General features: G+C 67.5%; 23 protein-coding genes. 19 read left to right on the top strand and 4 right to left on the bottom strand.

Annotated features, from left to right (window positions below):
- Positions 1-747, bottom strand: coding sequence for a DUF5131 family protein (locus ACLBXX_RS02865; protein ID WP_447656738.1), 747 nt, complete (start codon positions 745-747; stop codon positions 1-3).
- Between the two features lie 423 nt (positions 748-1170).
- Between ACLBXX_RS02865 and ACLBXX_RS02860 the strand changes: the two genes are divergently transcribed.
- From ACLBXX_RS02860 to ACLBXX_RS02840, 5 genes are all read left to right on the top strand, one after another.
- Positions 1171-2265, top strand: coding sequence for a three-Cys-motif partner protein TcmP (locus ACLBXX_RS02860; protein ID WP_447656737.1), 1095 nt, complete (start codon positions 1171-1173; stop codon positions 2263-2265).
- A gap of 372 nt (positions 2266-2637) precedes the next feature.
- A complete protein-coding gene (locus ACLBXX_RS02855; protein WP_447656736.1) occupies positions 2638-3345 on the top strand; it encodes a hypothetical protein in 708 nt (235 codons plus the stop codon).
- 1 nt (position 3346) lies between these two features.
- Entirely contained in the window at positions 3347-3670 is a 324-nt protein-coding gene (locus ACLBXX_RS02850; protein ID WP_447656735.1) for a hypothetical protein, read from the top strand.
- A 309-nt stretch (positions 3671-3979) separates the two neighbouring features.
- Positions 3980-5878 (top strand): hypothetical protein, encoded by a 1899-nt coding sequence (locus tag ACLBXX_RS02845; RefSeq protein ID WP_447656734.1) that lies wholly within the window; start codon positions 3980-3982, stop codon positions 5876-5878.
- A 33-nt stretch (positions 5879-5911) separates the two neighbouring features.
- The gene (locus tag ACLBXX_RS02840; protein WP_447656733.1) at positions 5912-6082 is read left to right on the top strand and encodes a hypothetical protein; all 171 of its coding nucleotides are present in this window, start codon (positions 5912-5914) and stop codon (positions 6080-6082) included.
- Between the two features lie 635 nt (positions 6083-6717).
- Here the strand turns inward: ACLBXX_RS02840 and ACLBXX_RS02835 are convergent.
- A complete protein-coding gene (locus ACLBXX_RS02835) occupies positions 6718-7530 on the bottom strand; it encodes a nuclease-related domain-containing protein (protein WP_447656732.1) in 813 nt (270 codons plus the stop codon).
- 183 nt (positions 7531-7713) lie between these two features.
- On the opposite strand from ACLBXX_RS02835, the gene ACLBXX_RS02830 reads away from it, so the two are divergent.
- From ACLBXX_RS02830 to thiC, 5 genes are all read left to right on the top strand, one after another.
- The gene (locus ACLBXX_RS02830) at positions 7714-8685 is read left to right on the top strand and encodes a G5 domain-containing protein (protein ID WP_447656731.1); all 972 of its coding nucleotides are present in this window, start codon (positions 7714-7716) and stop codon (positions 8683-8685) included.
- 402 nt (positions 8686-9087) lie between these two features.
- Positions 9088-9585, top strand: a complete 498-nt coding sequence (locus ACLBXX_RS02825; protein WP_447656730.1) for a DUF2510 domain-containing protein — start codon at positions 9088-9090, stop codon at positions 9583-9585.
- A 78-nt stretch (positions 9586-9663) separates the two neighbouring features.
- Positions 9664-10050: a hypothetical protein gene (locus ACLBXX_RS02820; RefSeq protein WP_447656729.1), complete on the top strand. Its 387-nt coding sequence runs from the start codon at positions 9664-9666 to the stop codon at positions 10048-10050.
- A gap of 125 nt (positions 10051-10175) precedes the next feature.
- The gene (locus ACLBXX_RS02815) at positions 10176-11510 is read left to right on the top strand and encodes a GmrSD restriction endonuclease domain-containing protein (protein ID WP_447656728.1); all 1335 of its coding nucleotides are present in this window, start codon (positions 10176-10178) and stop codon (positions 11508-11510) included.
- Between the two features lie 507 nt (positions 11511-12017).
- Positions 12018-13757, top strand: coding sequence for a phosphomethylpyrimidine synthase ThiC (gene thiC, locus ACLBXX_RS02810; protein WP_447656727.1), 1740 nt, complete (start codon positions 12018-12020; stop codon positions 13755-13757).
- A gap of 4 nt (positions 13758-13761) precedes the next feature.
- Here thiC and thiE read toward each other — a convergent pair whose 3' ends face one another.
- Positions 13762-14394, bottom strand: coding sequence for a thiamine phosphate synthase (gene thiE / locus ACLBXX_RS02805; protein WP_447656726.1), 633 nt, complete (start codon positions 14392-14394; stop codon positions 13762-13764).
- Positions 14395-14456: 62 nt separating this feature from the next.
- On the opposite strand from thiE, the gene ACLBXX_RS02800 reads away from it, so the two are divergent.
- Genes ACLBXX_RS02800 through ACLBXX_RS02785 form a run of 4 tightly spaced genes read left to right on the top strand, consistent with a single transcriptional unit; the run spans position 14457 to position 17821 of the window.
- Positions 14457-15617, top strand: a complete 1161-nt coding sequence (locus tag ACLBXX_RS02800; RefSeq protein ID WP_447656725.1) for an FAD-dependent oxidoreductase — start codon at positions 14457-14459, stop codon at positions 15615-15617.
- On the top strand, positions 15614-15859 hold the full coding sequence (gene thiS, locus ACLBXX_RS02795; protein ID WP_447656724.1) for a sulfur carrier protein ThiS: 246 nt from the start codon (positions 15614-15616) through the stop codon (positions 15857-15859). Before ACLBXX_RS02800 ends, thiS begins: the two co-directional genes overlap by 4 nt.
- A gap of 1 nt (position 15860) precedes the next feature.
- Positions 15861-16643: a thiazole synthase gene (locus ACLBXX_RS02790; RefSeq protein ID WP_447656723.1), complete on the top strand. Its 783-nt coding sequence runs from the start codon at positions 15861-15863 to the stop codon at positions 16641-16643.
- On the top strand, positions 16640-17821 hold the full coding sequence (locus tag ACLBXX_RS02785) for a ThiF family adenylyltransferase (protein WP_447656722.1): 1182 nt from the start codon (positions 16640-16642) through the stop codon (positions 17819-17821). The genes ACLBXX_RS02790 and ACLBXX_RS02785 overlap by 4 nt, the downstream gene beginning before the upstream one ends.
- A 5-nt stretch (positions 17822-17826) precedes the next feature.
- Here ACLBXX_RS02785 and ACLBXX_RS02780 read toward each other — a convergent pair whose 3' ends face one another.
- Entirely contained in the window at positions 17827-18417 is a 591-nt protein-coding gene (locus ACLBXX_RS02780; protein ID WP_447656721.1) for a TetR/AcrR family transcriptional regulator C-terminal domain-containing protein, read from the bottom strand.
- Positions 18418-18494: 77 nt separating this feature from the next.
- Here ACLBXX_RS02780 and ACLBXX_RS02775 point away from each other — a divergent pair, with 77 nt between their 5' ends.
- The 5 genes from ACLBXX_RS02775 to ACLBXX_RS02755 are packed head-to-tail and all read left to right on the top strand — an operon-like array spanning position 18495 to position 22626.
- Positions 18495-19142, top strand: coding sequence for a biotin transporter BioY (locus tag ACLBXX_RS02775; protein ID WP_447656720.1), 648 nt, complete (start codon positions 18495-18497; stop codon positions 19140-19142).
- Positions 19139-20227, top strand: a complete 1089-nt coding sequence (locus ACLBXX_RS02770) for an AMP-binding protein (protein WP_447656719.1) — start codon at positions 19139-19141, stop codon at positions 20225-20227. Before ACLBXX_RS02775 ends, ACLBXX_RS02770 begins: the two co-directional genes overlap by 4 nt.
- Positions 20217-21341 (top strand): thiolase family protein, encoded by a 1125-nt coding sequence (locus ACLBXX_RS02765; RefSeq protein ID WP_447656718.1) that lies wholly within the window; start codon positions 20217-20219, stop codon positions 21339-21341. The genes ACLBXX_RS02770 and ACLBXX_RS02765 overlap by 11 nt, the downstream gene beginning before the upstream one ends.
- Positions 21338-22021, top strand: coding sequence for an energy-coupling factor ABC transporter ATP-binding protein (locus ACLBXX_RS02760; RefSeq protein WP_447656717.1), 684 nt, complete (start codon positions 21338-21340; stop codon positions 22019-22021). Before ACLBXX_RS02765 ends, ACLBXX_RS02760 begins: the two co-directional genes overlap by 4 nt.
- Positions 22015-22626 carry an energy-coupling factor transporter transmembrane component T gene (locus tag ACLBXX_RS02755; RefSeq protein ID WP_447656716.1) on the top strand — a complete coding sequence of 204 codons (612 nt, stop codon included), beginning with the start codon at positions 22015-22017 and terminating at the stop codon, positions 22624-22626. The genes ACLBXX_RS02760 and ACLBXX_RS02755 overlap by 7 nt, the downstream gene beginning before the upstream one ends.
- The last annotated feature ends 241 nt before the right edge of the window (positions 22627-22867 follow it).

Raw genomic sequence — 22867 nt, 5'->3', positions numbered from 1 at the left:
TCAGCTCGCGCTGCGAAGCGGCATCTGACTCCAAACCATGCCGTCGAGCTCTCGACCGCCTGCCTTCGGGGTTCGACCGCCCCACTGCTTGTGGAAGAACGGTACGTTCGCCGTGTTGCACTTATCGCGAATCTCACGCACCCAATCCGGGTCGAGCGGCCGCGCGCCGTGCCCGGACTCGCCACCCGTGATGACCCAGTCAATACCATTGAGTTCGAGGCCGGCCAACGGCCCGAGCAACGGCTCACAAGATAGGAACCGTACGGCAGCTGGAACTGCGCGTAGGTCGTCAACACGATATAGATGCTCTTCGTCCTCGACCGAAACACCCATCCACAAGTTGGCTGGCCAGTCGAGCTTGTCCGCGACCTTTGGAAGCCTCGATGACCTCTTCGTGAGCACTTGATATGTGTGCTGGGGAGTGTCGGCGATGACCTCGAATACACGCCTGACGAAGTCCAGCGGCACCTTCGCGTGGAACAGATCACTCATCGAGTTCACGAAGACGACTCGGCGCCCGCCCCATTTGTACGGCTGCGCCAGCGCCGACTCGTGAAGTGTGAGGGCGAAGCCCGGTCCAGACGTAACCGGGTTGCCGTCGTTCTGGTACTTTTCGGCGCCCATGGCCTTGAGTCGTTTCGACAGCGTCAGGGCATAGCAGTTGTCACAGCCGGGGGTGATTCGGTCGCAACCCGTCGTCGGGTTCCATGTGACCTCGGTCCACTCGATTCCGGAACGCTGAGCCATCTCTACCCATTTCCCGTAACGCGATCTACGTTACGTGATATGAATACCGTATGGCCGCCACGCGCACTAGTCGAGAGACACTCCGTGAGATATCGCGGCAAGTGTTCGGGCAGACGCATCGGCTCGAGTTGATGCTGGAAGTTGGGCGAAGCGACGACGGTATCGTCTGCCTCACTGATCTAGCCAAGGCTCTCGAAGTGAGCGTCAGCAGCCTGCAGAAACCATTCCAGTCGCTTGTCCACGCCCGGCTCATCAGCCCCCTGCCCGATGCGGACTCTCGGTACCGGTTCTACGCGCGCAATCCCAGCGCCGCATGGCGGTGGGCGGAGGAACTCGCCCAGCTCGAATAGTGCGGGCGCGCCGCGCTCTCGTACTTCGGTTGGCGATGCAACGATGTATGCACATCGATGCAGTGGGGGCACCGTGGCGACGACACAAACGATCTGGCCGATCGAGCCGCACACGGCGGCGAAGCATCAGTTGCTTGCCCAGTATCTCGACGCGTGGTTTCCCATCCTTGCAACACACAACAAGCGCGTCGTGTTCTTTGATGGCTTCGCTGGCCCCGGCGTCTACGCGGGCGGTGAGCCCGGTTCACCAGAGATCGCCCTCTCACACCTGCTCGACCACGCGGCGTTCAATCAGATGAGCGGGACTGATTTCGTCTTCATTTTCAATGAGCAGGACCGGGAGCGCCACGCGTCCCTGTGCGGTCGTGTTGACGTGCTCAAGGAGGCCCGTAGCCCGTGGCCACCGAACGTTCGTGTGCACGTTGTCCGCGAGAGCTTCCCTGTGCTCGCCGAGAAGATGCTCAAGGATCTCGGGGACAAGGTCATGGCCCCGACCTTCGCGTTTCTGGACCCGTTCGGGTATCGAGACGTACCGATCGACCTCGTGCGCCGGCTCGTACAATTCCCTCGGAGTGAGCTCTTCATCTACTGGGATTTCAATTCGATGAACCGATTCTCCACGGCGGGTATCGTCGACGAGCACTTCACTCAACTATTCGGGTGTGAGGAGTACAAACAAGCGCCAAAGGCCGGAGATCCGACGCGAAAGTCATTTCTTCACGACCTGTACCAGCGTCAACTCCGGACTGTTTGCGGACTTCCGTACGTTCAGAGCTTCGAGATGGTAAACGCGGACAACCGCACCGGGTACTACCTCTTTTTCTGTACGCGCAATCTCACGGCGTTCGACAAGATGAAGTCCGTAATGTGGAAGGTGGATCCGATGGGCGGAAATCGATTCTCCGACGTGCTCGCGGGACAGACGGTTCTCTTTCAGTCCGACGTCGACACCGAACCACTCAAGCACGCCCTTCTCGAGCGATTCCGGGGTCAGACCGTAGGGATCCACGAGGTGTGGAGCTACGTCGTCGGAGAGACGCCATACGTGTCGGGTCACCTCAAGCTGAAGACCCTAAAGCCCATGCAGCAGGCAGGGCTTGTCTCGTCCCCGAATCAGAAGCGGGCGGGCCAGTTCCCTGAAGGAACTCTCGTCACGTTCGCCGGGTGAACACGCGTCGAACAGCGCTTCTCACCAGGCGCTTCGCCGCCGACCCGCGCCGCTTCTCCGCTCTGAGGTCGGGCATCACTCAAGTCGCCGCATGGTCACTTCGACGAGAGCCGCGTCGCCCGGTTGCCGCTGTCGCTCAACTCGATCGTTGTAGCGAAAGCGCACAAGGACGGGGAGTAAAGCGTCCATCAGTCGCGCTTTCCAATCAACGTAGCGAATGTCTGCCGCGGTCAGTGGGTTCACGTCCGGAGGTTCGCGACCCCGAGAACGAGGTCAACGCGCACGCGCGTACACGCGTCCGCGCGCGTGCGCGTGTACGCGAAACGTCTCGATCAGCCTCGGTAGCGGCGACTGGGGCACTAGCATGCGAGCATGCCCCAAGAGGACACGCCAGACAGGCCTGAATCGTCTGGAATCACGGAGAGCCCCGATCAACCTCGCGGAGAGCGTTCCCGTGAGTCGGACGAACTTCGTTATGCGGCGACCATCTCCGATCAACCTTTTTCAAGTTGGATCCGCATGTTGCGAAAGGAAACCAAGCAGATCGCCGACGCGGAGGGGGAAGGCGAGTCCGGCAGTCCTTACAGCGTTAGCCACTTCTCCGTCCACTGGCCAGACGGCATCGTGGGCGTGACGGGGGAACGCGAGAACGCGGCGTTGCAAGCTCAGATGGAACATGAGCAGGAACGCTTGCAAGTAGAACAGACGTTCCTTGAAATGATGACGGCGCGCGCGGAGCGCGCCGCCGAGCAGGCTCGGGCGAGGAACAGTCGTATCCTCAATGTCGGCATGGTGATGGTGTCGGCGATACTCACCGTTTTCGGCGCTGTTCTGCTCCTCTCGCTTACGGGCATCTCGCTGCCGGTAGACATCGTCGTCGTGATCACTGCGGGTATGGGTCTCATTGGCGCCGCGGCGATCCTGCTCACGGGGATCAGAGGAGGCCGTGGACTCGACGAGTCGATTTACAAGATGCGCCATCAGATGGCGTCGTTCGAGGCGGATCGCAGCATGCACGCAGAGTACGACTCGCTGGCTGAGGTCGCTCGCGCTCGGCAACTCGACTCGGGCGGGTCGTGAGTTGGCCGGGAAGGACGTAAGTCGTAAGGACTTCGACGCGCTCGCGAACAAGGTGAATGGGCGCCTGGACGCCGCCGAGAAGGCTTCAGGACGGTACAAGTGGATCGCTCTTGGGGTGAGCCTGATCGTCGGGTTGAGCGCGGCGGCGGGACCCGTTGCATCGGCTATCGGCGACGCGACGAAGGTTGAGCCCGTGATGTGCACGGATTCCTACGAGCGGGTCGCCGAGATGCACAAGGACGGGCTCGTACCTCCCAGCTACCCTGACCAGAGTCAGGAGCAACAGCAGTGCGACATCAACGGGTACATCGAGGGTCTGGACTAGATCCTCGATGACTGCAACCGAGCCGTCACACATCGCGTGCTTCCGATGGGCTCGTGCTCGTCGACCAACGCAGCCGACGGTCGTACTGTCCTCCCTGCCACGTTGACGTACTCCAGAAGGAACGAAGGCCCGGGTTTCGCCTTCGTCTGTGCACCTCGTGTCAGGCGCCCCCTGTCGCACCGAAGACCCGAGGCAGTCAGCACCGAACACGCGCCCACCTGAAATTCGACCTGTCTGCTTGATGAGTTCCGTGCGCACTGGGCGTGTGGGGTCGCGTGATGTCCGACGTGACCACTACGATCAAGGCGCATGGGGCATCCGAGATCGGGGATCGAGCGCGCGCTCGCAGACCAGCTCACCTTTGGGCCCGAGCGGGAACCTGTCCCCGACGACTTCTCGGGTCTGAATCGGCACCCTCTGTACTTCGCCTTATCTCGGCCAATCGGTACGCATACCGCCTCCGTCACCGATGCCTTGAAGGAAAAGCTCGGCGCCGCGGGATATTATGTTAAGAATGTCAAGCTGTCCCGGCTGATCGCAAAGGCATACCTCGAGTTGACGGGATTCTCCTTACCTAAGACCGAGAAAGACGGGCAACGAGACTATTCCTCCTATCGCAGCCTCATGCGGGCCGGCGACATGCTGCGCGTAATTGATCGTGCCATGGTTGCAGAACTTGCAGTACTAGAGATAAACCGCAATCGCGAGCAGGACATCCAAGACGCAATACTCGCAGGCAAGACCGGGGTTGCCTACATCGTCACGCATTTGATGCATCCCGACGAGGTGCGAACACTCCGATCCGTCTATGGTGCGCGCTTCTTTCTTATCGCGGCAAATGCGCCACGAATAAAGCGCCAGCAATACATCGTTTCAGAATTCGAGAAGATCGTATCCCGCGGGCCTCAATTGGCGCGAGTGCAAACGGATGTCGGCTCGGAGCCGACGTCGCCGGCCCGAACGGAATCCGACGCGGCTCAGCTCGGGGCTGAGCTCATCGCTATCGATGCCGGGGTTAAGAGCTCCATGCATCAGCTCGACCCCAAAGGGCGGTTGAACGTCGATGACACCTTCAAGCTGGCCGATCTGTTTGTGCGATCGCGTTCGGAGGGCGGCGAGAACGGTAGGACGCGCGACGTCGACACACGCGCAAAAGAGCAGGTCAGTCGATTCATCGCGCAGATCTTTTCGAACCCCTTCGGCACTCCCACTGCCGAGGAGAGCGCGATGGCTACCGCCTTCCTCGCTGCGAAATCGTCTGTGTCCTTGGGACGAAGCGTTGGCGCCGCGCTTGTAGACAAGTCGGGGTCCGTTCTCGCCACAGGTTGGAATGAGGTGGCTAAGCCATTCGGCGGTCCATATCGAGAGGATGACCTGCCGGACTACCGGGACCATATAAACGGCTTTGATCCAAGCGATGCGAGTCGCGTTCACGCGATCAGGACATTCCTCGAGATTCTGCTCTCGCCAGAGCATTGGAAAGATGCCCTCCCAGAACTGCGAAAGAACTACTCAGAGTCTGCAGACTGGTTGGAAGCGATACTCGAGCGTGTTCCTCCCGAAGGTCTCGGCCCGTCCGACCAGGCGATTGTCGGATTGGCTGCTCTTGAAGCCTTTGACAAGACCAGGATTATGCACCTGATCGAGTTCGGCCGCAGTGTTCACGCCGAGGTTGCAACCCTTTCCGACGCGTTCAGGAAGGGTGTGCACGCTCGTGAACCTTCCATGTATGTAACTACATTCCCGTGTCATGAGTGCACGAGGAACTTGATCTCCTTCGGAGTTAAGCAAGTCTTCTTCGTCGAGCCGTACGGGAAGAGCATGGCGGAATGGCTATATAAACAGGAGATTTCTGTGTTCCCTGACGACCTGGAGGTCGGGGAACGAATAGCGTTCATTCCGTTTGCGGGTATAGCACCCTCTAGGCTTGACGCGTTGTTCGCTTCCGTTCCCAGGAAGTACGGCCTCAGCGATGGTCCCTCACCGAAAGGGGTTGGAGCAGCGATCGAATGGAAGCTGTCCACGGCGCCAATTCGCGGAACGTTCGTCGGATATCCTCCGGGATACTCATCGGCGCTCCTCGTCCCGGAGTTCGAGGTCGCAATGCTGCGGATCGAGCGAATCGTCGCGGCCAGTGTCTCGGAGAAGATATCTGCGGCGACGTATAAGTTACGAGACCCAGACGGCAATTCGCCGATCTCAGAGTAGAATCTGAATAATCAGATGAGTGGAGATACCCCCATGGCACGTGACTCCCAGTATGTTGAATTTGACGACGAGCCGGACTTCGAATTCTCGCCGGAGAATGTGGCTAAGATAAAGCGGCTTGCCCTTCAGGTCGTCGAGTCCGGATTGGTCCCCGAGGACGACTCGGCGTCGGCTGACTACATTCGCGCGCTCCTCCCGGTGTAGGGTCGCCGTCGTATCGGGCAAGAGTCCAAGAAATGCTCGTAGATCTCCTTGAACCGGTCGCTGAGGTCGTTTTCAACTCTGTCTGCTGGGAGCCGGGAGCTGTCGTCCAGCATGCGAGGAGCATGTCGGCGTCGTGCAAAAAGCCAGATCGCGCGTCAGCCTGAATGACTGCTGCTCTTCTTGCTGAATGGCTTCAGTCGGTCTCGCGGGCCCTCCGCCCTGACACGTGCGTTTTGGCAGTCATCGACTAACGTGTCGCTCGTAGGCATGTTGCAGTTCAAGGACGGCCCCGGCTGAACGGGTCCAGCCGACAGCTCGCTTCGCTGTTCAGGATCCCGCCGCCCTCGTTGCCCCTGATTACGGCGGCGGTTGTAACCCACTCGCTGCAGGGGAATCCAAGTGCACGGCGCGCTCTGAGCGAGATCGACCGACGATGCCCGACATAGTGGCCTAACCGGTGGGTATGCGCTTCTTCATCCGACCGCACCACCCCATTACGCGATCAGCGGTCGCGAGGCTCTCGCTGACGGATGCGCGACGAACGCCCCTAATCGTCCGGGGGCCCGGAGGGTGATCCGCCTGCTCTGATCGATCCTGAAAGCCGTGCCTGCAGGTCGACTCGTGGACGCACACCGTCACGCGGCGGGGAACACCTTCGCGAGTTGCGCATGGGTTATGTCGATGTCGATTGTCTGTGGGGCGGCTTCGGTGAGTCGTTTGACGAGTAGTCGCGGCCTGAGCACGTGGATGCCGTCGACGGTGAACGAGCCGCCGATCACGTGCCAGTCGGCCTCGAGGAAACAGAGCACACCGGTCACCGGCGCGCCGCCTTCTCCGAGGGCAGCGGTGACCTGTGCGAGCTGGGTCTGGACGCCGTCGATGAGCTTGCGGCCGTCTCGGCCTCCGATCCGGAGGTGTTCGGTGCGGGGTCGGATGATGCCGCCCTCAACGTGCAGGGCGGGTCGTTTGTTCTTGTAGCGTTTCGCGTCGATCACCCACACGCCGGAGGGACCGATGACGATGTGGTCGATGTTCGTGCGAGTGCCGGGGATTCGTCGGTCGTGCAGGACCCGGAACGTGTGGGGCAGTTCGGTGAGGCGTTGCGCCAGGAGTTCCTCGCCGATGGCGCCCTGCGCCCATGCCTGGGTGCTCTGCCGGTCGTCGGAGAGGGCCAAGATGAGGCCACCGAGCTTGGGGTGTGCGGTGCGGATCCGCTGTTCCCGGTTCTGCTTGCGGCGTTCGTACTCGCGGCGCGCAGAAGCACCGGCGGTCCCCGATTCCGGCTTGGCGGTCTCGGCCGTGCCGGGGCATTGGATGCAGCGGACGGTGCGTGTGCCGCGCTCGTAGACAGCATCCGTGCCGGCGTCGAGCGGTTCCCCGCAGAGGCGACAGGTGCCGGCGTACCGCAGCCGCATGCGTTTGTCGTCTGGCCCCAGTTCCAGCGTCACGACGCCGACCGTAGCAGTCACATTCCGCCCGCGACCCTACTTCGGGGTCGCGCCAGCTCGACTGAGGAAAGTGGATCCTTAAGGTCTCGTCAGCTTTCGCCCATTCCGGTTCGTGTACGCGACATTCGGTCATGGTCGCGGCGAATTGGCCGCTAGGGTCGGATGGATTTCTGGGGAGATTCAATGACGACACAGCCGCCTGGGTGGTATCCCGATCCGGTGAACGCCAGCCGGCAACGGTGGTGGGACGGCGACGCATGGGGTCCGCACGTCACCAGCGACGGCACCACGTGGTTCGAACCACTGCCACCGGCCACGCCGACCGTGGAACGGGCGGCCCGTCGGATGCCGGTGTGGGCGTGGATCCTCATCGGTGCGGTGGCGCTGATCCCGATCATCCTGCTGTCACCGGTCGTCGCGGTCCTCGCGTTGATCGTGCTCATCACGGGCATCGTGGCCCTCGCGAAGGGCACCCGCACGTGGCTGCGCCTCAATTCCCGCAAGGCTGCAATCGCGGTGACCGCCGCCGCTGCCGCGGTGTTGCTGGTGACCGGAAGCGTGAGCGCCGCGGTGCTGCCGAACACGGGCGGTAGCGGCAACGCTGACATTGCCCCGTTCGCTGAACTGCCGTCGCCGGGGCAAGCCGACCGCTCCGAAGAGTCGAGCACGGCCCGCACGACGCCGTCGGCGACCCCCACTCCGGTGGCGAGCACGCGAGAAGAGGCGGTGACTGAGGCGATCCCGTTCACCGAGACCCGTGTGGATGACGGCGCCCTGCCCGCTGGACAGACCCAGGTTCGCACTCCCGGGCAGAACGGCGAGAAGACGCTGACCTACCTGGTGCACCTGCTCGACGGGCAGGAAGTCAGCCGCGAGCTCATCTCAGAGGTGGTCACCACGCAACCGATCACGCAGGTGATCGCCAACGGCACTTACGTCGCACCACCCCCGCCGCCCGCCCCAGTGCCCGCGCAACCGGCCGGGCACTGTGACTCTAACTACGCCGACGCGTGCGTCCCGATCGATAGCGACGTGGACTGTGCGGGTGGCAGCGGAAACGGGCCCTCCTACTTCAGCGGCATCGCACGCGTCGTCGGTAGCGACATCTACGACCTCGACCGGGACGGCGACGGACTCGCCTGCGAGCCCTACTGACCGCGAACACCACTCGCGGTCGCAGCGATCGGCGTCGATAGCCCGCGAGCTGGCTTGATGTGACCGGGATGGCCGTGACCTGCGATCCGCGCCCGATCCTGCAGCGGACAAGGTGCGACGCCTCGGTGCAACTGTCTGCAGAGGGTGACTCTGTGAACCTTGGTGCGTGCAGTGAGGATGCTTACAGAGTGCATAGACACGCTATACGAACCGCATAGCCATCTCATAGACTCTTTCGTAGCGGAGTTTGGCCACGGAACCAATAATTGCCCGGGTGCTCCGACCGCTTGGTCCCACACCACGAGCGCCACGGATCCGTCGTGAGACGTGGAGGCCGTGGGGGTTCTCGGCGGATCTCATTGACGATGCAGGGGAGCGCGAACGCTCCGGTTTTGGGGAAGAATGACGAGTACGGCGCCCGCGGGCTGGTATCCCGCACCGCACGCGAACAACGAATCGCGTTACTGGGACGGCCAGCGGTGGCTCGAGCCCGCAACGCCCGTCGTGCCGACCGCAGCCTCGCAGTCGCCCACGACCCCGGCGGTCACCACGGCGCCGGTGCGGCCCAGTCGCCGGAATGGCCTCGGCGTTGCCGCGCTCATGGTGGGGATCGCTGCGTTCTTGACCGGGCTCGTGCCGTGGCTCGGGCTACTGCTCGCCATCGCGGCGGTCGCCCTCGGCGTTCTCGCGCTCGTCAAGAAGCAGAGCAAGGCGTTCGCGGTTACCGGGACTGTTCTGGGTGGCGTGGCCCTCATCGCCGGCCTGATCGCCACGATCGCGTTCTCCGCCGCGATCGGCACTACGAGCTCGGCCGCCTCACCGCGTCAGGTCGAGAACGCCGCCCCCGCAGCGCCAACTGCTGAACCGTCGACCGAGCCCGAGGCACCCGCTGCCGAATAGCCTTCCGCGGAAGAGCCCGCCGCGCCGGCGGCGCCCGCCGCCGACGGTTCAGCGTCCCGCCCTTTCCCGCAGCCCTACGTGGCTAGGGGGGTCTTCGGCGGCGAGAAGTACAGCCTCACCGGCAGAGTCGTCGACGCGAACGCGAACGCGCTCGTCGAGGGCTGGAACCAGTTCAACGACGACGCCCCCGCGGGCTTCAAGTACGTGGTGGTCGAACTGACGATGACGGGCATCGACCCCGACGGCGTGGAGCCATCGCTCGCGGAATGGGACCTGTTCCTCACAACCGGCGAGGGTAACCGTTACTCCAACGAGTACATCGTCCTCGACGACGGAATGCCCTCGATGTCCGACGGTCCAACGCTGTATCCCGGTAACGCATTCACCGGCTACGCGGCCTACATCGTTCCCGACACGGCACAGGCATTCATGCTGTACGACAACGGCAACTACATCTCCCTCTAACCCCGCCGCTAACGGCGTCGCGAACGCCCGTCGCCTCAGCCGGTTGCCCCGGAACCCGGCGGGCTTCTCTCCCTCTTCGTTCTTCAGCATCACTCGACTGCGCCCACGCGCCAAGGAACTCCCACATGGCATCCACCGTCAACATCACCCCGCCGCCGGCTCAGCCTTCCGGCGTCGCACCCAGCAAGCGCACGCGCCGGCGTGTGCCGGTCTGGCTGTGGATCGTCATCGGCGTCGTCGGGCTCGCACTGCTGCTCTTTCTCAGCCCTCTCGTCGCAGCCGTCGCCCTGACCGTGCTCATCACCGGCATCGTCGCGCTCGCGAAGAACACCCCGACGTGGCTCCGGTTCCGCTCCCGCAACACCGCCATCGTCGCGACCGCCATCGCCGCCGTCATCTTCTTCGTCGCCGGCATGGCAACTTCCGTGATCTACCCGGCCGCAGCCGAGGCGGGCCGTGAAGCCAAGCCGATCGCCGCACCGATCTCCACGCCGACCGCTGAGGCGACGCCGACGGCGACCGTCGAGCCGGTGGACGACGAGACCACGGATGTCGCCTTCGCCGGGGAGACGCAGACTGTCGCGACGACCGCCGCGACCTCGGAGCTGACCGCGCTCGCGGTGCTTGGGACGCTCGAGGTGAAGGGCCGCGCACCGAAGACCGGGTACGACCGCGACCAGTTCGGTCAGCGGTGGCTGGACGTGGACCGCAACGGCTGCGACACCCGCAACGACATCCTCTCCCGCGACCTGACCGACGTGGACGCCGTCAACTGTCGCGTCTACTCGGGCACGCTCGCCGATCCGTACACCGCCACCACCATCTCCTTCGTCCGGGGGCAGGACACGTCCGCCGACGTGCAGATCGACCATGTCGTCGCGCTCTCCGACGCCTGGCAGAAGGGCGCCCAGCAGCTCACCGCCGACCAGCGCGCGACGCTCGCCAACGACCCGCTCAACCTCCTCGCCGTCGACGGCCCTGCCAACGCGCAGAAAGGTGACGGCGACGCCGCCACGTGGCTGCCGAAGAACAAGGGCTTCCGCTGCGAGTACGTCGCCCGGCAGGTGTCGGTGAAGGCCACCTACAGCCTGTGGGTGACGCAAGCTGAGCACGATGCGATCGCCAGCATCCTGAGCGCCTGCCCCGACCAAGAGGCGTTCACCTCCACCTTCGCCACGGCACCCGTCGTCGAAGCCGCACCGGAACCCGCACCCGCCCCAGCGACGCCGGCGGCGCCAGCGCCAGCACCGGCACCGGCACCGGCACCGGCACCGGCACCGGCACCGGCACCGGCGCAGCCTGCACCCGCGCAGCCCGCACCGGCGCCCGCAACGCCGGACGTCTACTACAAGAACTGCGACGCCGTCCGCGCCGCCGGCAAAGCACCGATCTACCAGGGGCAATCGGGCTACGCGCCGCACCTCGACCGTGACAAGGACGGCATCGGCTGCGACACGTGACCAGCGAAGGACAGCGAGGATAAAGCTTCGCCGTCCTTCCTATTCGCCCGGAGGGCAACCCGCGTCTCGAGAAATTCTCACGACCGAACACGAGCGCGAGCGACCTCCCTAATCGTGCATACGGCCACAACGGGCCGCCATCACACGCTCGCCAACTGCCCCACCCGACGTCGGCCGCTACCGCCGAAATGCCCGGCCAGCGCCCGCCTTTCGTGCCGCGCGCGGTTGGGGATCGACCCGCGACCAGTGCACGATCGAGTCGTCCGCGTGCTCGACGCCCGAGGAGACCCCAGTCGCCGTCAGATCCGGCACCAAAGATGCGGCCTTCTCGGGCTGCGGATGTGCCAACGGCCACGAAGGTAACGGCGCGGAAGCAGCGTTCTTGGGCGTGCTAGCGTCGCCTTCTGTATCCCGCGGGAACCACGGCAGTGGCTGAGATCAGGGTGATGCCCCCTGGACCGTTCGAACCTGTCTGGCTAGCACCAGCGTAGGAAGAAGGAGACGGTGATGTCCGTCGTACAAGCACGCCATCAGAGCGCATTCCGCATCGACCAGGAGTCCGGCACCCGCGTCCCGGTCACCCGGATCCGGCTGGATCCCTCCCCGGACGGCACCCCCAACGCCGATGTCGAGGTGTATCGCACAGTGGGCCCGGAATGCGATCCGACCGAGGGGCTCCCGGCGTTCCGCGATGGCTGGGTCCGCGGCCGCGAGGACGTCGAGGAGTACCTGGGCCGCGGCCGGGATTTCGCTGACGATGGCCGTTCGGCGGTGCGCCGGGGCGCGGCATCCGCCGAGTGGAAAGGGCGGGCGACGGAACCGCTGCGGGCGCGCGAGGGTCGGCGGGTGACGCAGATGCATTACGCCCGGCGCGGGATCGTCACGGAGGAGATGCGGTTCGTCGCGCTCCGCGAGGGCTGCGATGTCGAGCTGGTGCGCCGCGAGGTCGCGGCCGGGCGAGCGATCATCCCGGCGAACATCAACCACCCCGAGAGCGAGCCGATGATCATCGGGCGCGCGTTCCTCGTCAAGATCAACGCGAACATCGGCAACTCGGCCGTGACCTCGTCGATCGAGGAGGAGGTCGACAAGCTGAAGTGGGCGACCCGATGGGGCGCCGACACGGTGATGGACCTGTCGACGGGGGACGACATCCACACCACGCGGGAGTGGATCATCCGCAACTCGCCGGTGCCGATCGGCACGGTGCCGATCTACCAGGCGCTGGAGAAGGTGAACGGGGACGCCGATGCGCTGACGTGGGAGATCTTCCGCGACACCGTCATCGAGCAGTGCGAGCAGGGCGTGGACTACATGACCATCCAAGCCGGGGTGCTGCTGCGCTACGTCCCGCTCACCGCGGACCGGGTCACCGGGATCGTGTCGCGGGGCGGTTCGATCATGGCGGGGTGGTGCCTTGCGCAGCACCAGGAGAACTTCCTCTACACCCACTTCGATGAGCTGTGCGAGATCTTCGCCCGATACGACGTGGCGTTCTCGCTGGGCGACGGGCTCCGCCCCGGCTCCGTCGCTGATGCGAACGACGCCGCCCAGTTCGCCGAGCTCGACACCCTGGGCGAGCTGACCGCGCGGGCCTGGGAATACGACGTCCAGGTCATGGTCGAGGGGCCGGGGCACGTCCCGCTGCACCTGGTGCGGGAGAACATCGAGCGCGAGATCGAGGTGTGCCACGGTGCGCCGTTCTACACCCTGGGTCCGCTCGTCACCGACGTCGCGCCCGGCTACGACCACATCACCTCCGCGATCGGTGCGACCGAGATCGCCCGCTGGGGCACCGCGATGCTCTGCTACGTCACCCCCAAGGAGCACCTCGGGCTGCCTGACCGCGACGACGTCAAGACCGGCGTCATCACCTACAAGATCGCCGCCCATGCGGCGGACCTGGCGAAGGGGCATCCGGGCGCGCGGGAGCGTGACGACGCGCTGTCGAAGGCCCGGTTCGAGTTCCGGTGGAAGGACCAGTTCGCGCTCTCGCTCGACCCCGATACCGCCGAGGCATTCCACGACGAGACGCTGCCGGCCGAGCCCGCGAAGACCGCGCATTTCTGCTCGATGTGCGGCCCGAAATTCTGCTCGATGCGGATCTCGCAGGACATCCGCGACAGGTTCGGCGACGAGTCCGCGCAAGCGGCGATCGTCGACGGGATGCGGGAGAAATCCGCCGAGTTCCTCGCGAGCGGCGGGACGGTCTACCTCGACGCGCCGACGCTCCGCGTCGATGCGTGAGCCGTCACAGCCGGGCCTTCAGCGTACGCGCTGCGGCCTCGGGGTCGTCGGCGTCGGCGATCGCCCGCACCACCACGACCCGGCGTGCTCCCGCGGCGACGACGGAGTCGATGTTCTGGTGGTCGATCCCGCCGATGGCGAACCATGGCGGCGCGTCCGGGAGCGACGCGGTCAGCGCCGCGGCATGGGCTACCAGGTCGAGTCCGGTGGCTGCGCGGCCGGGCTTCGTGGGGGTCTGCCACAGCGGACCGACACAGAAGTAGGAGAGGTCGGGCCGGTGGGCCGCCGCGGTCGCCTGTGCCGGGTCGTGCGTCGACAGTCCGATCAGCGCCTCGCTCCCGAGCAGGCGTCGAGCCTCCTCGACCGGCAGGTCGTCCTGACCGACATGGAACACGGGTGCGCCGGCGATCAGGGCGACGTCCGCGCGGTCGTTGACGGCCCACCGCTTGCCGTGCTGCTCGGCGACTCCCTGCAGGATCTCGAGGCGCGACAGCTCTGTGCGCACGTCGATGACCTTGTCGCGGAGCTGGATGATGTCGACCCCGCCACGGAAGGCGGCGTCGACGCGAGCCGCGAACTCGGCCGCGGTCGGGCGGGCGTCGATGCACAGGTACAGGGTCTCGTCGTCGCGGAGCACCAGGTGACCCTACCGCGCCCAGGTCGCATCGCTTCGGCTCGACGTGTCATGGTGGTGGGACGATGAGGGTCGCCGTGGTGGGCGCCGGCATCGTCGGCCTGACCGTCGCGCACGAACTGACGGTGCGCGGCGCCGCCGTGCGCGTGTGGGACCCGCAGCCCGTCAGCGGTGCGACCTGGGCCGCCGCCGGCATGCTGGCCCCGACCGGCGAGTTCGACCCCTGGGAGGAGACCCTGCGCGAGTTCGCCCGGGAGGCCGCCGGTCTCTTCCCGGCGATGATCGAACGGCTGGGCGTGGAGCCGTCGGCGGTCGACTACTCGGCTGCCGCGACGATCACCGTGGGGACGGATGCCTCGGACAGCGCCGCGCTACGGCACCTGACAAGCCGCGCGAGCGCAGCCGGTGGGCATTTCGAGCCGCTGACGACGTCCTCGCTTAGGCGCCTCGAACCCGGTCTCGCACCGGTCGCCGCGGCGTGGGTCGCGCCGGGCGACCACGCGGTCGACCCGCGCGCACTCACCGCCGCGATCATGCGCGATCTCGATCGCCGTGCCGGTGGGCACGCCGGCTGGCTCACACCGACCGCCGTCGTTCACATCGACGCGCCCGCCCGAGATTCGCCCGACCGCAGCCCGCAAGTCACGGACTCGGCAGGTGAGCGGACGACGGTCGACGCGATCATCGTCGCAAGCGGGCACTCGACACGCACCGATGGGCTGCCGGCGTGGGTGCAGCGATCAGTCCGGCCGGTGTACGGAGACATCCTTCGGCTGCGCGTCGGTCGCTGGACGGCGCCGCTTGAGCACACCGTCCGTGCGCTGGTGCGGGGACGCGCGGTGTATCTGGTGCCGCGGGCCGCCGGCGGACTCGTGGTCGGAGCGACCGAGCGGGAGGACGGCGCCGACCAGCCCCTGGCAGGGCCGATCGGCGATCTGCTCCGGGACGCCCGCGCGGTCTACCCGGCCGTCGCCGAGTGCGAAGTCGTCGAGGTGACGGCCCAGGCGCGACCCGCCACGCGCGACAACGCGCCGCTGCTCGGCCCGGCGGTCGACGACCACGGCGTGCCGATCCCGCAGCTTCACCTGGCCCTGGGCGCCTATCGCCACGGGGTGCTGCTGAGCCCGTGGATCGCCCGCACCGTCGCAGACACGGTTCTGGAAGGCGCGGAGGTTCCGCGTCCGGTCGCGGCGACGCGATCCCCTCGAGAGGAGATGGCCGCATGAGCATCCAGGTGAACGGAATCGACCGCGAGGAACAGGTTCCGATCGGGCTCGACCGGCTCGTCGCGCAGGTGATCCTCGGGGAGGCGGCGCCTGCGATCAGCGCGTCGCCCCTGACGCCGGAGCGCATCCGAGGGATCGCGGTCGCCCTCAACGGCACCGTGGTCCGACGCACTGAATGGCACACGACCACCGTCCACGACGGGGACGCGGTGGAGATCCTCACCGCGATGCAGGGAGGCTGACATGACCACGGAACACGACGACCAGTGGATGCTGGCAGGAGAGTCCGTCGGCTCCCGCCTGCTGCTGGGCACGGGCGGGGCGCGTGACCTCGACGTGCTGGCCCGGGCGCTCCGCACGTCGGGCACCGAGATCACCACCGTCGCGATGCGGCGGTTCGACCCCCGAGAGGGCGGCGCACTATACGAGGTGGTGCGCGATGCCGGAATCCGAATCCTTCCGAACACCGCCGGATGCCTCACCGCCCGCGAAGCCGTCCTCACGGCACAGCTAGCGCGCGAGGCGCTCGACACGGACTGGGTGAAGCTCGAGGTCATCGCCGACGAGGACACCCTCCTCCCGGACCCGCTGCAGCTGGCGGATGCGGCGGAGAACCTCGTCGCCGACGGCTTCCACGTCCTCGCCTACACGAACGACGACCCCGCGCTGGCGATCCACCTCGAACGGGTGGGATGCGCGGCCGTCATGCCGCTCGGGGCGCCCATCGGCAGCGGACTCGGTATCCTCAACCCCCGCAACATCGCGCTCATCGCGTCCCGCGCGACGGTGCCAGTCATCCTCGACGCCGGCGTCGGCACCGCCAGCGACGCGGCACTCGCCATGGAACTCGGCTGCGACGGCGTCCTCCTCGCGACAGCCGTCACCCGCGCCGCCGACCCCGTCCTCATGGCGGGCGCATTCCGCGACGCGGTGCGCGCCGGAAGGGCCGCCCGGATCGCCGGCAGGATCCCCCGCCGCGAGAGCGCCTTCGCGTCGTCCGCGATGGAAGGGCGGGCCGACCTGTGACGCACCCGACGCCACGCACACCCGCTCCGCTGTGCGCGACGGGCACCCTGCCCGCGGAGAGCCTGCCGGACCTGTCGCCCGACGAAATCTCCCGCTACACGCGACAGGTCGTACTGCCCGAACTCGGCCTCGACGGGCAGCGTCGGCTGAAGGCGGCGCGGGTCGCGGTCATCGGCGCGGGCGGTCTCGGCTCGCCGGTGATCCAGTACCTCGCCGCCGCCGGCGTCGGCATGATCCGTGTCATCGACGACGACCTCGTCGAGGTGAGCAACCTCGGCCGGCAAGTCATCCACTCCACATCCCAGGTCGGCATGCCGAAGGTCGACTCCGCCGCCCACGCCGTCACTGCGTCGAACCCGTTCGTGCGGGTCGAGACCCGGCGTTACCGGCTCACCCCCGGCAACGCCGTCGCACTGCTGACCGGCGTCGACCTCGTCATCGACGGGTCGGACGAGTTCGACACCCGGTACGCGGTGGCCGACGCCGCCGAAGCCCTCGGAGTCCCGGTGGTGTGGGGCGCGGTGCACCGGTTCGCAGGACACGTGAGCGTGTTCTCCAGCCGCAACGGCTACCGCTACCGCGACCTGTTCCCCGAACCCCCCGCCGACGACGACGCACCACCGTGCGAGGTCGCCGGAGTGCTCGGCGCGGTGTGCGCGATGGTCGGGTCCACAATGGCCGCCGAGACGCTGAAGCTCCTGACCGGGATCGGTCACTCTCTGCTCGGGCGCCTGCAGGTCATCGACGCGCTGCAGGGTTCTGTCCGCACCATCGCCTTGGTTCGTGGTAAACCGATCCCTCCCGCAACGACGACGGCGGATGCGGGGCAGGATTCGTCGATCAGGCAGCCCGCCGCCACATCGGAGAAGGTGCAGAGGATCTCGGCGGGGGAGGTGCGCGCACGGCTGGCAGCAGGCGAGTCCTTCACTCTCGTCGACGTGCGCAGTGTTGCCGAGCACGCCGCGGGGGCGTTGCCAGGCACCATTCACGTCCCATTTCCCGAGTTGATCTCACAGGGTCCGCCTGAGACAGTTCCCTTGGACCGACCGATCGTGCTTTACTGCGCCTCCGGTGTGCGCTCGACCCGCGCCGTTCCCATTCTTCGGGCCCACGGGGCGACAGACGTCGCGAGTCTTACGGGCGGGTACCTCACCTGGCACGCCGAACCCGCCACCTGATCCGATCAGCCGTGACGGGACTGCAGCCCGCTCACGAGAAGATCGACCCCGAACGCGAACGCCGCATCCGACACCCCGTCAGGTGACGCGTCCGCGGTCGCGTCCTGCAGGCCCAGCTGTTGGTACTGCTGCCGCTGCTGCTCGTGCTGGACGTGCCCGAGGATGAAGTGCAGCAGCGTCGACGTGGCACGTTCGACGGTCTCGTCGTCGAACCCGCCGGCGGCGACCGCTGCGGTGAGCCGATCCTGTGCCTGGGCGGTACCGAGCCCGAGCGCGTACGTGCTCGCCACCAGTTCGGCGCCGTCCCGGTGAGCGAGCAGGGCGGCGCGGAGGGCGGATGCCTCGGCCGTCACGCGCGTGCTCCAGTCGAGGTCGGCCGGCGTGGGGTCGGTCTGCGCGACGATGCGGTCGGAGAGGGTGGCGAGCAGGCTCTGCTTGTTGGGGAAGTGCCAGTACAGGGCGCTGGGTTGGACCTCGAGTGCGGCGGCCAGGCGGCGCATCGTGAGGTCGGGGAGTCCGTATTCGTCGAGGATCCGCAGGGCGGCGCGGGCGACATCCTCGCGCGTGTGTCCGCGGCCGGTTGCTTCTCTCCCCACGTTGCTCACTATAGTGAACACCGTTCTAGTGAACGCTGTTCAGGTGACAGGTTCCCCGATAGAGAGGACCTCCTCCGATGGTCGATTCCCCCGCAACCTCCGTCGCTCGCCATGGGGGCGTGCAATCCCTGGACGCGACCGCGTTGGCACGTGTCGCCGTCTTCGCCGCGATCATCGCCGTGCTGGGCCTGCCGGGCGGTTTCACGATCTTCGGTGCGGTGCCCATCACCGCGCAGACCCTGGGCGTCATGCTCGCCGGAGCGATCCTGGGGCCGTGGCTCGGCGCGCTCTCGGTCACCGTCTTCCTGGCGCTGGTCGCGGTGGGCATGCCACTGCTGGCGGGTGGGCGCGGCGGCATCGGCGTGTTCCTCGGGCCGTCCGCCGGGTACCTGCTCGGCTGGATCGCCGGAGCGATCGTGATCGGGCTCATCGTGCACGCCGGCGGCCGCAAGCCCACGACGTGGCGCACGCTGCTGGGCATCTTCGTGGGCGGGATCCTCGTCGTGTACGCCTTCGGCATCCCGGTGCAGAGCCTCGTGACGCGCCTACCGTTGGCCGAGACGGCGCTGACGAGCCTGGTGTTCGTGCCTGGCGATCTGGTGAAGGTCGTGCTCGCGACGGCCATCGTGGTGACCCTGACGCGCGCGTATCCGCGCGCGTTCCGTCGCACCTGGGCGACGAAGCGCGCCGCCGCGGGCGCCACCGATTCCACTGCTGTGGCGTGATCGTTCCGGTCAGCGCGGATGCTCCCGATCTGATCAGGCGAGTGCGCCGGATCCGTGACGCCGCTCGCGTGCCGCTGGTCTGTGATCCCCGCTGGCCTGCCGGCCAGCGAGAGCAGGCGCTGGCCGCGGCGGTGCAGGCGGGTGCGGCGGAGGGTGCGGCCTGGGCGACGCTGACATCGGGCAGCAGCGGTCGTCCGCGGATCGTGTTGCGCAGCGCGTCATCGTGGTCGGACTCCTTCGCGACGGTGGCGGACCTGCTCCGTGTGAGCCGACATGATGCGGTGGCGCTGCCCGTCACACCGGCGTCGTCTCTCACGCTGTTTTCGATCGCCCACGCGTTGGCGGGCGGTCCCCGGGGATCGCTGGGCGCGAGGGGTGTCACGAGCGCGACGTGTCTGCACGGTACTCCGCAGGCGCTGCAGACCGTGTTGGACGCGGGCGTCCCGCCCCGGCTGCGGACCGCGCTCATCGGCGGGTCACACCTGGACGCGGCGCTTCGCGAGCGGGCCCGGCACGCCGGTGTCGAGGTGATCGGGTATTACGGCGCGGCAGAGCTCTCGTTCGTCGCGATCGACCACGGTGACGGCCTGCGCGCGTTCCCGGGGGTGGAGCTGAGCATCCGGGACAGTGAGCTCTGGGTGCGGTCGCCGTTCGTGGCGTCGGGGTATGCCGGCGCCGCCGGTCCGCTGCGACGAGACGGCGAGTGGGCGACGGTCGGCGACCGCGCAGAGCTCATCGACGGACGGTTGCGGTTGCTCGGGCGCGCGGATGACGCCATCCTCAGCGCGTCGGCGACGATCGTGCCCGAGGAGGTCGAGGAAGTGCTGCGCACGATTCCCGGGATCCGCGACGCGATCGTGTTCGGACTGCCCCGCGAACGTGTCGGCGCGCTCGTCGCCACGCTCGTCGAGCTCGACGGCCACCCCGGCGACCTCCGGAAGATCGTCGCGAGCCGCCTGGCACCGGCTCACCGCCCGCGCCGGTGGTACGCCGGCGAGCTGCCCCGCACCGCATCGGGCAAACCCGCCCGCGCCGAAGCGCTGCGCCGCGTGATGAACGGCGAGGTGTCCCGCCTTGACGTCTGACCGAGACCCCGTGATCATCGCCGCACGCCGGACACCCATCGGCACCCGCGGGCGTGCGCTCGCCGGACTCGGTGTCGGCGAGCTCGGCGCCGCGGTGATCCGTGCGGCGCTGAACGATGCGGCATCCGTGACCGGTTCGCCGGTCGAGGTCGCGGATGTGCTGCTCGGCAACTGCATGGGCCCGGGCGGCAACCCTGCCCGCGTCGCCGCGCTCGCCGCCGGGCTCGGCCCCGGGGTGCCGGGCGGCACTGTCGACCGGCAGTGCGGCAGCGGGCTGGCCGCCGTGCTCGACGCGGTCGCGGCGATCCGCGCGGGCGACGAGGGGATCCGGGTGGCCGGCGGCGTCGAGAGTCCTTCCACGGCTCCGGTGCGCACCGTCGACGGCGTCGCGTACGACCGCGCGCCGTTCGCGCCGCCCGGCTTCCCCGACCCCGACATGACCCGGGCCGCCGAGGATCTCGCGGTCCACGACGGCATCGACCGCCGTCGACAGGACGCGCACGCCGCCCGCAGCCACGCTCGCGCCCGCGCCGCAGTCGCGGCCGGACGGTTCGACGCCGAACTGGTGCCCCTCGCCGGCCTCCGGCACGACGACGCGATCGGCGGAGCCGAGCCGCTGCTGGCCCGCCTGCCCGCCCTGTTCCCCGGTGGGTCCGTGACCGCCGGCACCTCCACCCGCATCGGCGACGGCGCCGCCGCCGTCATCGTCGCTCCCTCCGGCACCCGTCCGGGGCTCGCCGTCCGCGCGACCGCAGTGGTGGGCTGCGACCCCGCGCTTCCCGGCATCGGCGCGGCCCCCGGCATCCACTCCGCCCTGCACTCAGCCGGCGCGAGCATCGCCAATGTCGAGGCGTTCGAGATCGTGGAGGCCTTCGCCGCGCAGAGCCTCGCCGTGCTCGACCGGATCGGCGTCCATGACGACGACCCACGGGTCTGCGCCGACGGCGGAGCACTCGCGCTCGGCCACCCGTGGGGCGCGAGCGGGGCCGTGGCGCTGGTACGGCTGTTCACCCGGCTGGTGCGCGCCGGCCGGCCGGCGGGCCCCCTCGGCGTCGCCGCCGCCTCCGTCGGCGGCGGGCTCGGCATCGCGGCCGTGGTCGAGGTGGTGCGATGACGATCCGAACGGATGCCGTGACCCTCCGCCTCGGCGACACCGACGTGCTGCGCGACATCACGATCGACCTCACCGCCCGCACCGTCGCTGTCATCGGCGAGAACGGCTCCGGCAAGTCCACCTTCGCGCGGCTCATCGGCGGGCTGGTCCGCCCGACCTCCGGGGCGATAAGCATCCTGGGGCTCGAAGCCGACCGACACGCGGCCGAGCTCCGCCGGCGCACCGCACTGGTGTTCAGCAATCCCGACGCGCAGATCGTCATGCCCACCGTCGCGGAAGACGTCGCGTTCTCGCGCCGCGCCGACCGGCTGCCGGCCGCCGAGGTCCGTGAGCGGGTGTCGGTCGCGCTCGAGCGGTTCGGGCTCGCACCTCTCGCGGAGCGGTCCGCTCACGACCTGTCAGGAGGGCAGAAGCAGCTGCTCGCGCTGTGCGGCGCATTCGTCCGCCGGCCAGACCTCGTGATCGCCGACGAGCCCACCGCCTACCTCGACGCCCGCAACGCCCGCCTCATCGCCGACCACCTGTTTGACGGCGACGGCCACCGGCTGCTGCTCGTCACGCACGATCTGGACCTCGCACAGCGCTGCGAGTCCGCCGTGCTGTTCGCCGGCGGCCGCGTCACGGCGATCGGCGAGCCCGCGACGATCGTCGCCGAATACGAAACGATCCTGCGATGCTGACGCTCCACCGCCCCGGCGACGGCTGGCTGCACCGGATGCCCGCCGGACCCAAGACGCTACTGCTGCTTGTGATGGTGCTCGGCGTGCTCCTGCTCCCCTCGGCGTGGTGGACGGTGGGAGCCGCGGCCGCGATCAGCATCGCCGGGTACGCGGCCTCCGACCTCCGCGACGGGCGCTGCGGCATGCGCGAGCTCGGCCGACAAGTGTTCGCGGTGCGCTGGATCCTCCTGATCACGCTCGCCGGTCAGCTCATCTTCCTCGGCCCGGAGGCCGCCATCGCCAACACCGCCCGGGTCACGGCATCCCTCCTGCTCGCCGGACTCCTCGTCCTCACCACCCGGGTCACCGAACTCCTGGACGCCTTCGAGCGGGGCCTCGGGCCGCTGCGCCGGGTCGGTGTCGACTCCGAGCGCGCTGCGCTGCTGCTGACCGTCACACTCGGCACCGTGCCCGTGCTCGCCCGGCTCGCCGGAGAGGTCCGCGACGCCCAGCGTGCCCGCGGCGGCCGCGCCGGCCTGCGCACCTTCGTCGTGCCGTTCCTCATCGTCTCGCTCAAACACGCCGATCAGCTCGGCGACGCCCTCGCCGCCCGGGGGCTGCGATGAGCCCCGAGCGTCCTCACGTGCACGGCGCGATAGTGGATGCCGAGACCCGCTGCATCGACTACTCCACAGCCCTGGACGTCATCGCGATCAAGTTCGCATGCTGCGGCTAGTTCTACCCCTGCCACCTCTGCCACGCCGAATCCGCCGGCCACAACGCCGAACGATGGTCGGCGGGCGCCCACGACGAGCGCGCAGTGCTCTGCGGCCCATGCGGGCACCTGCTTACCATCGCCGAGTACGC

Source organism: Microbacterium sp. C23T (assembly GCF_053345975.1).
Note: the sequence above shows the minus strand (reverse complement) of the source record. Positions and strands in the feature narration are given on the sequence as shown.